At 70.6% G+C, this 13,345-nt stretch carries 10 protein-coding genes and 1 pseudogene; 6 read left to right on the top strand and 5 right to left on the bottom strand.

The annotated features are described in order from the left end of the window. Positions 1 to 5 precede the first annotated feature (5 nt). The 3 genes and pseudogenes from TFC3_RS10990 to TFC3_RS39220 form a co-directional block, all read left to right on the top strand. Positions 6 to 833 carry a sugar phosphate isomerase/epimerase gene (locus TFC3_RS10990; protein ID WP_067498905.1) on the top strand — a complete coding sequence of 276 codons (828 nt, stop codon included), beginning with the start codon at positions 6 to 8 and terminating at the stop codon, positions 831 to 833. Then, complete coding sequence (locus tag TFC3_RS10985; protein ID WP_067498903.1) at positions 830 to 1,885, top strand: Gfo/Idh/MocA family protein; 1,056 nt, start codon at positions 830 to 832, stop codon at positions 1,883 to 1,885. The genes TFC3_RS10990 and TFC3_RS10985 overlap by 4 nt, the downstream gene beginning before the upstream one ends. Further along, positions 1,882 to 2,616 (top strand): annotated as a pseudogene (locus tag TFC3_RS39220) (sugar phosphate isomerase/epimerase family protein); the annotation flags it as partial. The gene TFC3_RS10985 and the pseudogene TFC3_RS39220, both read left to right, overlap by 4 nt. Positions 2,617 to 2,627: 11 nt before the next feature. Here TFC3_RS39220 and TFC3_RS10980 read toward each other — a convergent pair. Both TFC3_RS10980 and TFC3_RS10975 read right to left on the bottom strand, forming a co-directional pair. Beyond that, the gene (locus TFC3_RS10980; RefSeq protein WP_082771969.1) at positions 2,628 to 3,707 is read right to left on the bottom strand and encodes a LacI family DNA-binding transcriptional regulator; all 1,080 of its coding nucleotides are present in this window, start codon (positions 3,705 to 3,707) and stop codon (positions 2,628 to 2,630) included. Positions 3,708 to 3,734: 27 nt separating this feature from the next. Beyond that, positions 3,735 to 5,120, bottom strand: coding sequence for a PLP-dependent aminotransferase family protein (locus tag TFC3_RS10975; protein ID WP_067498901.1), 1,386 nt, complete (start codon positions 5,118 to 5,120; stop codon positions 3,735 to 3,737). Between TFC3_RS10975 and TFC3_RS10970 the strand changes: the two genes are divergently transcribed. Continuing rightward, a complete protein-coding gene (locus TFC3_RS10970) occupies positions 5,119 to 6,024 on the top strand; it encodes a DMT family transporter (protein WP_067498897.1) in 906 nt (301 codons plus the stop codon). The genes TFC3_RS10975 and TFC3_RS10970 overlap by 2 nt on opposite strands. Here the strand turns inward: TFC3_RS10970 and TFC3_RS10965 are convergent. Further along, the gene (locus tag TFC3_RS10965) at positions 6,013 to 6,972 is read right to left on the bottom strand and encodes a Clp protease N-terminal domain-containing protein (protein ID WP_067498896.1); all 960 of its coding nucleotides are present in this window, start codon (positions 6,970 to 6,972) and stop codon (positions 6,013 to 6,015) included. The genes TFC3_RS10970 and TFC3_RS10965 overlap by 12 nt on opposite strands. Positions 6,973 to 7,242: 270 nt before the next feature. Here TFC3_RS10965 and TFC3_RS10960 point away from each other — a divergent pair, with 270 nt between their 5' ends. Continuing rightward, positions 7,243 to 8,088, top strand: coding sequence for a formate/nitrite transporter family protein (locus TFC3_RS10960; protein ID WP_067498894.1), 846 nt, complete (start codon positions 7,243 to 7,245; stop codon positions 8,086 to 8,088). Here the strand turns inward: TFC3_RS10960 and TFC3_RS10955 are convergent. After that, positions 8,066 to 8,560, bottom strand: coding sequence for a GNAT family N-acetyltransferase (locus TFC3_RS10955; protein WP_236718072.1), 495 nt, complete (start codon positions 8,558 to 8,560; stop codon positions 8,066 to 8,068). The two genes, TFC3_RS10960 and TFC3_RS10955, sit on opposite strands and share 23 nt — an antisense overlap. A gap of 259 nt (positions 8,561 to 8,819) precedes the next feature. Between TFC3_RS10955 and TFC3_RS10950 the strand changes: the two genes are divergently transcribed. Then, positions 8,820 to 10,223 (top strand): M14 family zinc carboxypeptidase, encoded by a 1,404-nt coding sequence (locus tag TFC3_RS10950; RefSeq protein ID WP_067498891.1) that lies wholly within the window; start codon positions 8,820 to 8,822, stop codon positions 10,221 to 10,223. A gap of 52 nt (positions 10,224 to 10,275) precedes the next feature. On the opposite strand, the gene TFC3_RS10945 is transcribed toward TFC3_RS10950, so the two are convergent. Then, positions 10,276 to 13,158, bottom strand: coding sequence for a M36 family metallopeptidase (locus tag TFC3_RS10945; RefSeq protein ID WP_236718071.1), 2,883 nt, complete (start codon positions 13,156 to 13,158; stop codon positions 10,276 to 10,278). Between the last annotated feature and the right edge of the window lie 187 nt (positions 13,159 to 13,345).

Below are 13,345 nucleotides of genomic sequence, written 5' to 3'. Positions count from 1 at the left end.
CCGCGATGTGGACTCTGTCCGGGTTTGCCGACGAGATCTCCCCCGATCTCAACGAGCAGTGCGAGGTCGCCGTCAGCCTCGGGCTGACCCACGTCGAGGTGCGCAGCGCCTGGGACGTCAACATCCTCGACCTGTCCCCCGCCCAGCTGACCACCATGCAGAAAACCCTTTTCTCGTACGGCCTCAAGGTTTCCAGCATCGGCTCCCCCATCGGCAAGATCTTCATCGGCGACGCGTTCGCCCCGCATCTCGAGCGGATGAAGCACGCCGCCGAGGTGGCGCACCGGCTCGAAGCCCCGTACATCAGGATCTTCTCGTTCTTCCGGCGCCCCGGCACCGACCCGGCCGCGCATCGCGACGAGGTGATCGACCGGATGCGCGCCCTGGTCCGGGTGGCCGAGGACGCCGACCTGATCCTGGTGCACGAGAACGAGAAGGACATCTACGGCGACGTGCCCGCCCGCTGCCTCGACCTGATCCGCTCGGTGGGTTCGCCCTATCTGCGGCTGGCCTGGGACCCGGCGAACTTCGTGCAGGTCGGCGTGCGGCCCTACACCGACGGCTACGCGATGCTACGCCCGCACATCGAATACATCCAGATCAAGGATGCGCTGGCAGGCACCGGCACGGTGGTTCCGGCCGGGCAGGGAGACGCCGAGGTCGCCGCCACCGTGCGGGCGTTGCGCCACGACGGGTTCGACGGCTTCTTCTCCCTCGAACCCCACTTGGCGCTCGGGCACACCACCGGCGGCTTCTCCGGACCCGAGTTGTTCCGCACCGCTTGGCGGGCGTTCACCGACCTGCTGAAAACCGAGGGGATCGAGTACGCGTGAGCCTTCCTACCGTCGCTCTGGTCGGAGCCGGGGTCATCGGCCGCCACCACGGGCTGGTCCTGAGCCAGCTGCGCGACCGGCTGCACCTGGTCGCGGTCGCCGACCCCGAGATCGAACGCGCCGAGCGGCTGGCCGCGGAGCGAGGCGGGCGGGCGTACCCGTCGCTGACCGAAGCCCTGCGCGCCGAAAACGTCGACGTTGTGGTGGTGTGCACCCCGACCGGGCGGCACGGGCAGGTGAGCATCGAAGCCCTCGCGGCCGGCAAGCACGTGATCGTGGAGAAGCCGGCGGAGGTCAGCGTTGGCCGTACCGATGAGATGATCGTGGCGCAACGCCAAGCCGGAACCCTTGTCACGGTGATCTCGCAGCACCGCTTCGATCCGGCTACCGAACGGGTGCTGGCGGCCATCGAGCGCGGCGAGCTGGGCCGGTTGACCTCGGGCATCGCGGCGATCGACTGGTGGCGCGGGCAGAGCTACTACGACTCCGGTGACTGGCGTGGTACGTGGGAGCTCGACGGCGGCGGGGCGTTGATGAATCAAGGGGTGCACACCGTTGACCTGCTGGTCGCCGCGCTCGGCCGGCCGGTGGAGGTGTTCGCCTACACCGCAACGCTGGCGCACCAACGGATCGAGGTCGAGGACGTGGCTGCCGCGGTGGTGCGCTTTGTTTCCGGGGCGCTGGGAGTGCTGCACGCGACCACCTCGGCGTACCCGGGTCTGAGCGCCCGGCTGCAGGTGCACGGCGATCGCGGCTCGGCGGTCATCGACAACGACGAGCTGGCGTTCCTGCACACCACCCCGGCCGGCGCTGACCCGCAGGAGATGCTGATGGGCGGCACCCGCAGCGTTGCCCAGGCCAGTGACGCCACGGCGAGCAGCAATCCGGGGCAACTGTCCGACGCGCATCGGCGACAGTACCTCAACTTTCTGGGGGCATTGGCCGGCACCGAGAAGCTGCGGGTGGACCTGGAAACCAACAGGCAGTCGGTCGGCGTCATTACCGGGGCCTACGAGTCGGCGCGCACGGGACGGCCGGTGACGCTGTCATGAGCCGGATCGCGGCGAACCCGATTCCGTACTGGGCCACGGCCGGCAAGACGCGGGCGGTGTTCGAGGAGGCGTTCCGCGACTTCCAGGACATCGGCTTCGCGGCGGTGAAGGCGGACGTGCCCGAGGACATGAGCGCCGCGCAGTATCGCGAATGGATCGGCGGGTACGGGTTGCGCCCAGCGCTGAGCCTGTTCAGCTCGCCGTTCGACGAGACGGTGGAGCTGGGTGCCGAGGTGGAGCGGGCCAAGCGGTTCGCGGGCGTTCAAGGTGAGCTGGGCCTTGATCGTACGATGGTCTCCTCCATGGCATTGCCGCACCGCCTGGCCGCACCGGCGATCGGCGCCGGATTCGACGCCGGGCGACTGGACCGGGCCATCGACATGTGCGGCGAGGTGTGCCGCGTGCTGTCCACAGAGGGACTGCGCCCGCTGCATCACTCACACGTCGGCGGAGTCTTCGAAACCGAGCACGAGATCACCCGGCTTCTCGACGCGCTGGGCCCCGGCGTGATCGGGTTCGGGCCGGACACCGGGCATCTGCGCTGGGCCGGGATCGAGCCGGGCGGGTTCATCGGCCGCTACGCCGACCGGCTCGGCGGCATCCACCTCAAGGACTGCTTCGCCGATCTGCTCGACCGGCCGGGTCTGACCTACCAGCAGAGCACCGCGACCAAGCGGCTGTGGGCGGAACCGGAGCTGGGTGTTGTCGACTTCGACGCCGTGCTCGCCGCGATCCCGCCGGACTACGACGGCGATTTCATGATCGAGGTGGACGAGCCGAGCGTGGCATCGAAACGCGAATCGCACCGCATGTCGTTCTCCTGGGCGCAGCGGACTCTGGGCGAGCGGCGGGTGGTGGACTGACGCACCACCAGCCGCACCGGCAGCACCAGGGGACGGCCGCTGGGACGGGCCCCCTGGGCCACCGCGATGCAGTTGCGCACACCGGTGAAACCCATGCGGTACAACGGCGAGGCGATCGTGGTCAGCGCCGGCTCGACCAGCTCGTCAACCATGATGTTGTCGAACCCGACGACGCTCACCTGTTCCGGGATGCCGATGCCGAGCTGGCGCAGACCTTTCATCACCCCGATGGCGAGCTGGTCGTTGTAGGCCTGCACCGCGGTGGGACCGAGCTCGGCAACGCGCAGGGCAGCGCTGCGCCCGGCCAGCACGGTGGGCTCGTACGGGCCGATCCGGCGCGCCTCCAGCCGCAGGTCGGCCGCCACCTGCCGCAGGGCCCGCCAGCGCACCCCGTCGGACCAGCTCGCCTCGGGCCCGGCCACGTAGATGATGCGATGGTGCCCGAGCGTGGCCAGGTGCTGCGCCGCCTGCCGGATGCCCCGCTCGGCGTCGTTGAGCACGCAACTGGCCTCGGGCAGGCTGCGGTTGAGCAGGACTACCGCTTTCTGCTTGGCCACCATGCGCAGGCCCGAGTCGCTCATCCGGGAGCTCGCGATCACCACGCCGTCCACCTGGGCCAGCTCGTGTTCGATGGCCTCGCGTTCCACGGTGGGCGATTCGTTGGTGTGCGACAGGATCAGCTGGTATCCGGCCTCGCGGGCGGCTTCGTACGCGCCCTTGATGATGTCGCCGTAGAACGGGTTGGTGACGTCGGCTATCACCAGGGCGATCGCGTGCTGCGGCACCCCGCCGGGGCGTTGCGGGCCGACCACCGAGCGGTAGCCGAGCCGCTGCGCCGCCGCGAAGATGCGCTGGGCGGTGTCCGCGTGCACCCGGCCCGGCCGCGCATAGGCCCGCGACACCGTCGAAGCGGCGACTCCCGCCTCGCGTGCCACGTCATAGATGGTCGGGCGGCCCACGCCCTGAATGGTAAGACCGTCGATGGATCAGGGGAAGGCTCGGGCCAGACGCCGCACGGCCTCGTCCATCAGCTCCGGTGGTGCGGCGGCGTAGGTCAGGCGCAGATGCGGTGCCGGTGGCTCGGCGGCGTACCAGGGTCGCCCGGGGAAAACGACCACTCCCTCAGCCGCCGCGGCTCCCGCCAGCGCCACATCGTCAGTGCCCTCGGGCAGCCGCGCCCACAGATGCAGCCCGCCCCGCGGAATGTCCATCGAGACCTGCGGCAGATGGCGGTGCAGCGCGGTGAGCAACGCCGCCCGCCGATCCCGCAGAGCAGTCCGCAGCGCCCGCCGATGCCGCTGCCAGGCCGGCGCGGTAACAAACTCCACTGCGGCCTGCTGCAGCGGGCCGGAGACGTACAGGTCGTCGAGCAGGCGCGCGGTTCGCAGGCGCTCACCGGCCGGGCCGCGGGCACCGATGGCCGCTATCCGCAGCCCCGGCGCCGCGGATTTGGTCAGCGAGCGCAGATAGATCACGTGCCCGTCGGGGTCCTCGGCCGCCAGCGGAGCCGGCGCATCACCATCGATCGCCAGGTCCCGGGCATAGTCGTCTTCCAGCATGAAGGCCCCCGCATCCCGTACGACCACAGCAACCTCCTCCCGGCGCTCGCCCGGCAGCGTTGCCCCGTGCGGGTTGGCGAACAACGGCTGGCAGTAGAACAACCGCGCACCGGTACGAGCAAACGCGGCCGCCAGGTGATCCGGCCGCACTCCGTCGCCGTCGGCGGGCACCGGCACCACCTGCAGCCCGGCCGCGCGGGCCGCCGCGAGCGCACCGAGGTAGGTCGGTGATTCCACCAGCAAGGTGTCGCCGGGGCTGGTCAAGGCCCGCAGAGCTGAGGACAGCGCGGCTTGGCCACCGGGGCAGATGACCATGTCGTCGGCTCGCAGCCTGCCCCCGGCTTCGCGGGCGAACCAGGCGCGCAGATCCGCCCGGCCCTCCACAGGCCCCCGGTGCCACGTTGCGGGCTGGCGGGCGGCGCGGGCCAGCGCAGCCCCGAGGGCGGCGGACGGCTGGAGCCCGGGTTCGAGGTAGCCGCCGGTGAGCGGGATCGCGCCCGCCGCCGGGGTGGCCAGCAATGCCTGCAGTTCCAGCTCGCCAGCCGGGCGGGCACCGAGCGCGACGGTCTGCCAGGACAGATCCGGAGCCGGCCGCTGATCGGGTCGGGCGCTGACGAACGTGCCGGCACCCGGCCGGGTCTCGACGACGCCCTGGGCCACCAGCCGCCGGATCGCCTCGGCCACTGTCACCGGGGACGCCTGGTGCCGGGCGGTGAGCTCGCGCACCGACGGCAGGCGGGTGCCGGGTGGGGCCGCAGCCGCCTGCGCGCGAAGATCTTGGATAACACGTCCGGCTGCGTTACCGTCATTCATGACAGCACAGAGTAGCGCTACTGGCCCCCGGACGATAACGGCCGGCCTCGCCCTCGGCGGGGTGGGCGTGCTGGCGTTCAGCATGTCGCTCCCGGCCACGCGGATAGCCGTACACGACCTGAATCCCTGGTTCGTGGCGTTCGGGCGAGCCGTCGGCGCCGGGCTGCTGGCGTGGGCGTACCTGGCGATCAGCGGTGGACCACGGCCAACCCGTGCGCAATGGCGGCGGCTGGTGATCGTGGCCCTCGGCGTAGTGGTGGGCTTCCCGCTGTTCACGTCGCTGGCGTTGAACACGCAGACCTCGGCTCACGGTGCCGTGGTGGTCACCGTCCTACCGGCCATGACGGCGGTGTTCGCGGTGCTGCGCGCCGGGGAACGGCCACCACTGAGGTTCTGGGTTGCCCGCACAGGCGGGGTGGCGGCGGTGCTGGCCTTCCTGGTGTTCACCGGGGCGGTGCGCGGGGCGCTGACCGGCTCCGACCTGTTCCTGCTGGCCGCTGTGGTGCTGTGCGGGCTCGGTTACGCCGAGGGCGGCGCGCTGGCGCGGGAGCTGGGCGGGGCTCGTACGATCTGCTGGGCCCTGCTGGTGTCGTTGCCCGTCACCGCGCCGATCACCGCGCTCATGATCCTGGCTGCTCCCCCGCACGCCGGCCCGGCCGCCTGGTCGGCGTTCGGCTACCTCACCGTGGTCTCCATGTTCCTCGGCTTCTTCGCCTGGTACGCCGGCCTGGCCCGCGGCGGGATCGCCACCGTCGGACAGGTCCAGCTCGCCCAGCCGGTGCTGACGCTGATCTGGTCGGCGCTGCTGCTCGGGGAAACGGTGTCCGCCACCTCGATCGCCATCATGCTGGTCGTCCTCACCTGCGTCGTCCTCGCCCAGCGGACACGCGGCTCAGCGGGCTAGCTCTCCGGCATTGACGCCGAGGATGTCGAGCAGCCGCACGGACCGGTTGCCGGGGTGGGTGAGCAGCCGGCGCAGCATCTCCGCGGTGTCGCGCGGCCACGTGTCGCCCGGTTTGAACAACTGCTTGGGCGCCACGGCGTCGGTGCCGAGATCGTGGGTGGCAGCGGCCTGCCGGAGCCGGCGGTGATCGAGCCCGGTGGCGGCCAGGGCGCGGCTGCCGGCGTACTGGCCGGGGACGCTGCGGGTCAGATGCGGGTAGGCCATCGCCACCTCGTACGTCGCCAGCAGCGCGATCAGCAGGTCATCGGTGCGCGGGGCGGCACCGCGGCGCTTGGCGATCTCGCCGGCCTCCAGCGACGCCCACAGCACCGGGGTCGCCGCGTAGTTGATCCGTACCCGCACGATGAACGACAGGACCAGGTTGCGCAGGCCGCGCCCGCGATAGCGTTGCCGCCCGATCAGCATGTCCCGGGTGGTCCGCAGGTCCGGCGCCGCCGGATCCACGCGTTCCGGCTGCCGTGCGGTGCGCAGCGGCTCGCGGAGGTCATCGAGGACCACACCGCAGTCGCGCAGCACGGTTACCGCATGTGAATGCTCATCGGCCAGGATCGCCAGCAGCACAACTTCCGAGGACGCGACCGGCGCACACCGCTCCAGCGCCGTCTTCGCTGCCCCGCTGAACGGCGCCGGCTTGCCGCCATCGTCGATCCCCCCCCCCCCCGCCGGTCCCAGCCCGTCCGGTCCCTCCCACCGGTCCTTGCGGTCGCGGATCACCGCGTGCAGCACGGTGGTGGTGAGGTCGAAGGCGTCGAACAACCGCTCGATCGCCGGCACCGCGCTCACCAGCCCGGCCAGCAGGTGCTCGCTGCCGACCTCGTCCTCGGCCAGGCCGTGGGCGAAGGCGTACGCCATCCGGAAGCGGTCATCGCCGGTGAAATGGGTAGCCATGGGCTCCACGGTAGGAGGCCGGGTAAAGCCCGGAGTTTCTCAGGCGAGCCCGCCCGCGGTGCACCGCCTGCCCGCTGCCGATCGCGGGGCTCCGGCGGCGGTGCGGGCGGCCACGCGCGCCTTGGCCAGGGCGATTCCGTCAGTGGTCAGCCGGTAGATGGGGCGCGGCGGGCGGCGATGACCAAAAACGGCCGGATTGGAGTCCGATATGACGGGTATGCGCGGCTGCAGGTGAGGCGGCTCCCTGCCGCCCAGCGCACAGGAGGCGTCATGGCCACCAAAGAGCCGCCCGAGATCGCCCGGACCGCCGTGGAGATCGGTACCAACAAGGCCGATCTGCGGTGGGACAAGGTGCTGGTGGGATCGTTTCTAGCCGGGGCGTACATCGCCTTCGGCGGTCTGGTCGCCATCACGGTGTCCGCCGGGCTCGACCCGAAGGTCTGGGGCGGGTTGCCCACGCTGTTCACCGGGGCCACCTTCACCCTCGGGCTGGTGCTCGTGCTGATCGCCGGCTCGCACCTGCTGACCGGCAACATGCTGCTGGTGCCGATCAGCGCCATGCGCGGGCGGCTCTCGCTGGGTGACGTGCTCAGGAACTTCTCGCTGGTGCTGATCGGCAACGTGCTCGGCGCGCTGTTCGTGGCCTACTTCCTCGCCGTGCAGACCGGGGTCATCGGCCACGTCGGCAGCGACGCGGGCACCAGCGGAGCGATGACCTACGAGCGCCTCGCGTCCATCGCCCTGAGCAAGGGCGTGCACGAGAACGACTGGCAGATCTTCCTGCGCGCGGTCGGCTGCAACTGGCTGGTGTGCCTGGCGGTGTGGATCGCGATGGCCGCCGACTCGGTCTCGGGCAAGATCCTCGGCATCTTCTTCCCCATCATGGCGTTCGTCGCGATGGGCTTCGACCACGTCGTGGCCAACATGTTCTTCCTGCCGGCCGCGATCTTCGCCGGCGTCCCCGGCATCGGCTGGGATGACACGCTGCGCAACTGGCTGTTCGCGTTCCTTGGCAACCTCGTCGGAGCGGTGGTGTTCGTCGCCTCGTCGTACTGGTACATGTACCTCAAGGACGAGCCCTCGGAGCACCTGCTCAGGCGCGACGCTCGCGGATGACGTCGTTCTCGTCGCCGCCCGGCCCGACCGCGAAGCCCGCCTTGATCGCGACAGCGGCCGAAGCCAGGTTTGCGCGGTGGTGGCGGATGGTCAGCCGGTCGATGCCCGGCAAGGTGACCGCCACGTCGGCGAGCGCCCGCACGGCCGCGGTCATCCAGCCGCGCCCGGCGCACGACGTCCGCATCCAGTAGCCGATCTCCAGGGTGCCGGGTCCCATCCGGGTCATCAGGCCGATGCCGCCGGCCAGGGCGTCCGAGCGGTCGAGCAGGGCGTAGTTGAACTGCTCGCCCTTGGCCCAGTTGTCCACCGACATCTGGATGAACGAGCCCATGTGCTCGGCGCTGTAGTCGTCGGTGGCCCACGGCAGGTAGGGCTGCAGCTCGGGCAGCGACTCGCGGACGGCGTCGGCGCCCTGCTGCGCCCACTGTGGCTCCCAGCGCTTGAGCACGACAGGGCCGGCATCGATCGTCACGGGCGGTTCCATGCCCGGCAGCCTGCCGCCCGGACGCCGCCGGCCGCAACTGGATTCGGTCAGCCACCATCAAGGCCGGGGGCGCCACACCTGCACCGACGTGGACGAACCCCGGCCAACGCCACCTACCTCGAGGTCCCCCGCGGCGGGCTGGACCTGGGCAGCACGGGCGCTTCGGGGTCAGCCCGGTGGCGCTCCGCCCGTTGAGACGGGCTGGACCCATTTGGCCGCGCCGGGGGTGGTTGCGCAAGATTGCGGCATGACCGACACCAGCATCGCCACCGCTCTGCCGTCATGGTTGCTCGACGAGCTGGACACCGTGCCGTCGTACGACCATTTCGCCGGGGTGGACGAGCTGCATGCCGGGCTGCGGGACATCGCCGCGCGCTACCCCGACATCGCCACGCTGCGCCGGTGCGGCTCGTCGCAGCAGGGTGACCCGCTGTTGTGCCTGACCGTGGACCGCCGCCCCGGCGAGCGCCGCGGCGAGGTGCCCGAGGCGCTGGCGTTCGGCCTGCCGCACCCCAACGAGCCGATCGGCGGGCTCACCGCGCTGCACCTGGCCGAGCGGCTGTGCGCCGACGCCGGGCTGCGCGAGCGCCTCGGGCACCGCTGGCGCATCGTCGACTGCGCCGACCCGGACGGGCTGCGGCTCAACGAGGGCTGGCTGCGCGGCCCGTTCACCCGCGCGCACTACGCCCGGCACTTCTACCGCCCGGCCGGGCGTGACCAGGTGGAGTGGAACTTCCCGATCAACCATGGGGATGCCTACTTCGACGAGCCGATGCCCGAGACGCAGGCGCTGATGCGGCTGATCGACGAGCACCGTCCGGCGCTGGTGGCCTCGCTGCACAACAGCGAGCTGGGCGGGGCCTACTACTGGCTCAACCGCTCCGAGCCCGAGCTGCACCCCATTCTCAAGCAGATCCCGCAGCACCTGGGCATCCCGCTGGACCGCGGTGAACCCGAGGCCGCCGGGCTCACCCTGCTCGACGAGGCGATCTATGAGGCAACACCTTTGGAGAAGGTGTACGAACGCACGATCGCCGACGGTGAACCGTGGATCGAGGGCGGGGGCAGCACCACCTGGTACGCCGACCGCTGGGGCGCGTTGATGCTGGTCAGCGAGCTGCCCTACTGGCTCGACCCGCGCGCTTCGGACACCAGTGCGGCCGGGGTCACGTACGCGTCGGCGCTGGCCGCCAACGCCGACGGCCTGGCCGGGCTCGCCACGCTGCTCAACGACTCGGTGGCCGCGGTGGAAGGCAAGCTGCTGGCCCCGCAGTCACCGTACTGGCGAGCCGGGCGCTTCTTCGCCCGGCTGGTGCGTGACGCCGCCGAGGGCCGGCGGGTGCGCGCGGCCAAGCCCGAGTCGGACCGCCCGGCCACCGTTGCGGAAGCTACGTCGCTGGAGTCGCACGTGCATGAGTGGCGGCTGCGCTACGGCGGCATCCTGTTGCGGGCGCTGCAGGGTGAGGCAGCGGTCGGCAACGTCCGGGAGCCGGTGCGGGCCGCGCTCAAGGACGTCGAGCAGCGGTACGCGCAGTGGCTGGAGCAGGACGCGGCGAACGCCGAGCTGGAGCCGATCGAGATCCGGCGCCTGGTCGGGGTGCAGTACGCCGCCACCATCGCCGCGGCCGCCCACTTGACCGCCCGGCGCTGACCACGCGAACAGGGACCGGACCCGCAGGCCCGGCCCCTGTTCGTGCCGGTTCTCAGCCGGCGCTGCCGTACACGCCGACCTCGACCGTGTCGACGTAGTAGCAACCGCTGTAGTTGCCCGGGCAGCTCACGCCCTCGTCAGCCACCTGGGTGCCAAGGATCGTGTACCGCAGGTAGCGCACCCCGGCGGTGCTGCCCGGGGTCAGGGTGAGCTCGTTCATCTTGTCCCGGTTGGCCACGCCGAAGTGACCCTGCGACGCCACCGTCCAGGTGGTGCCGTCCACCGACGTCTCGACACGGTAGTCACCGGCCGACGAGGTGGGGTCGTCGCCGCACGTACCGGTCGGGTTCACCGCGATGGCCGAGACGTTCACAGCGGCCGGCAGCTGCACCACGATGTAGCGCGGGTCGATGCCGGCGCCGGCGGGCACGGCATCCGTGCTCCATCCGGTGCTCTGCAGCGTGTCCAGGGCCGCAGCGGGTCCGCAGCCGATCGGGCTGTAGTCGTCGCCGTTGGCGTCCACGACGCTGCTGCCACCGGCGGTGCTGGCCCAGTCGCGGCGCAGCGCCCAGTCCACCCGGTTGGTGCCGCGGCGCACCGGCAGGTCGCGGATGGCCTGCTCATAGCCCGGCTTGGACACCGTCACCTCCGGGTACGTCCCCGGCAGCACGTTCTTGATGTTGTAGTGCCCGGCGCTGTCGGCAACCGCGGTGTACGAGCCGCCGAACCCGGAATCGTGACCGGGGAACGTGACAGTGGCCCCGGCCAGCGGCCCGTGCGAGTCGGCGTCGGTGATCGTGCCGGTCACCGAGGCGCGCGGCCCGTTCGAGGCCGGCGGCACCGAGAAGTCCTCGATCGTCGTGGTGTCGTCGCCGTCGGTCGCGGCGGCGAAGAAGCCCATGCCGCGCGCGGCGAAGGTCTTCCAGATCTTCTTCTGGTGCGAGCCGCCGTAGACGACCTTGTCGGCCATCAGGATCGAGTTGCGCATGTCCAGGAACGACGGGTTGCCCGGCGAGAGCTCCATCCCCCGGGTCACCAGCGACTCGGACACCTTCGAGCCGAGCGCGCTGCGCAGATCCCACAGCGTCTCGCCCCAGATCTCACCGTCGGCGTGCGGCTCGGGGAAACCAAGGATCTTGCCGAAGTCGCCGTACGTGTACCCGCCCGATCCGGCCGTGCCGCTGCCCGGGCACACCGTGGCAGCGGCGCCCACGGCACAGTCGAGCGGCTGCGTACGGATCAGGTTCTGACCCACGCCGACATAGCGCCCGACCAGCACCTCACCGGAGGCCCTGGTGTCCTTCTGCAGGCCCTGCGCGGTCAGGTAGTCGAAGGCGTACCAGTCGCTCCACGCCTCACCCATCGAGTAGCCCTGGATGCCGGTGAGCGCGGAGTTGCCGTCGGCGTCGATGACCAGGCGGTTGGACATGCCGTGGGTGTACTCGTGGTAGACGACGTCCGCCTCGTCACCGGAGTTGCCGGCCAGGAACGGGTCCTCGGGCCACGACGGGTCCTTGAACAGGTACATCTGCATGCGCCCGGGGATGCCGTCCGGGGTGGGCAGCATGTTGGCATTGTCGGTGTGGAACGGGTCCGGGAAACCGTCGGCGGTGTTGGCGCCGTCGATCGCGTTCACCTCGATCGGGTCCCCATCGGCGGTGTCGTAGCTGCCCGCCGCCCGGTTGAAGCCGATCGGGCCGGCCTTGAGGTGGTCATGGAAGTTGTGGGTGTACCAGAACAGCTGCGCGGCGTTCTGCTTCGCGTTGTCCTGCCACGAGTAGGCCACCGACGGGTCCCAGGAGCACTGGGCCGTGGGCGTACAGGGGGCTCCGACTTGGGCAGTGAAGTCCTTGAAGGGGAAACGCCAGTCACCGGGAGCGTTCGGCGCCACCTCTTCACCCGCGTCAGCCTCGTCGTTGTCGTTGATGTCGAGGTAGACGTGCGACGAGGTGCCGGACAGCGTGGTGGCGTCCTTGGCGATCCAGCCCTTGAGCGAGCGGACCTGCTGCTTGCCGCCCCTGGGCGCGCCCGGGTAGTTCGACCAGGCCAGGGTGGAGGGTGCGTTGTCGGAGACGCGCAGGTCCTGGCGGTAGAGCACGCGACCCGTGGCGGCGTCCAGCACGTGCAGATAACCCTCGTCAAGGGTGTACGTCTGCCAGGCCAGCCGCATCCCGCCGGGCGTCGCGAAGGCCACCAGTTTGGCCTGGTCACCCGAGGCGAACGAGGTCGCCTGATCGGCACTCTTCGCGGCCTTGGCGACGGTGGTCCTGGAGGAGCCACGCGTGTCGCGGACCGCGGCGTCACGGGCCTGCGCGGCGGATAGCTTCGCCGCCCCCAGCCCACTGGGCGGGGCTGCCACCGGTGAACCGGTGACCTGGATGAGCCGGCCATCCTTGGTGACGTCGGCGCGGACACCGTTGCCGAAGACGACGACCCCGTCAACGACCTGCTGGAAGCTCAGGTGGTGCGAGCCTTCGATGTCGACGTAGTCCTGGCGCAGGCGCAGCGCGGCGACCTGCGCGGGGCTGAGCCCGAACACCTCGGGGTGGGCGGTGATGTAGGCCAGCGCGATCGTCTTGGCCGGCTTGCGGCTGGGACCGGTCAGGAAACCGTCGAGCCGGGCGACCCGGCGGGCGGTGCGGGTGGCCGGATCGATGTCGACGATGCCCTGCACCCCCAGCGACTCCTGCAACTGGGAGACGGCCTCCGAGGCCGGGGCGAGACCTCGGGTGGTGCGCCCGGCCGCGGTGCTGTCGCGGCGGGCGTCGAAGAACGGCATTCGCGAGGCCTGCTGACGGGCCCCGGGCAGTGTCGGGTCGCTGGTTGGTGCGGCGGTGGCGACCTGCGGGGTAAGTGCGACGCCCAGGGCCGCGACCATGGCAAAGGCGGCCGACTGGCGGGCAGGGAAAATAGAGGACTTCACGCGGCTCCCCACGGTTGATCCTTGGTGGAATTACGGGATCCCGCAGGTCAGCATACTCACGAATGTCGATAAAACCAGTCGCTCATCTGATGATACGAAGGTCGAAGAATCATTCGATTACCCTCTAAACAAAGGCGACCGCAAATGCACACCCACCTTCTCTGCTGACCGGGCGCGACGAAGCGATCTCCTATGGCCA

The organism is Actinoplanes sp. TFC3, assembly GCF_001553785.1.
Taxonomy (GTDB): domain Bacteria; phylum Actinomycetota; class Actinomycetes; order Mycobacteriales; family Micromonosporaceae; genus Actinoplanes.
Note: the sequence above shows the minus strand (reverse complement) of the source record. Positions and strands in the feature narration are given on the sequence as shown.

Bases quoted from the DNA above. Each gene is read 5' to 3' on its own strand.
- TFC3_RS10990 (WP_067498905.1), top strand. From the start codon at position 6: ATGTGGACTCTGTCCGGGTTTGCCGACGAGATCTCCCCCGATCTCAAC.
- TFC3_RS10970 (WP_067498897.1), top strand. From the start codon at position 5,119: ATGACAGCACAGAGTAGCGCTACTGGCCCCCGGACGATAACGGCCGGC.
- TFC3_RS10975 (WP_067498901.1), bottom strand. From the start codon at position 5,120: ATGAATGACGGTAACGCAGCCGGACGTGTTATCCAAGATCTTCGCGCG.
- TFC3_RS10965 (WP_067498896.1), bottom strand. From the start codon at position 6,972: ATGGCTACCCATTTCACCGGCGATGACCGCTTCCGGATGGCGTACGCC.
- TFC3_RS10960 (WP_067498894.1), top strand. From the start codon at position 7,243: ATGGCCACCAAAGAGCCGCCCGAGATCGCCCGGACCGCCGTGGAGATC.
- TFC3_RS10950 (WP_067498891.1), top strand. From the start codon at position 8,820: ATGACCGACACCAGCATCGCCACCGCTCTGCCGTCATGGTTGCTCGAC.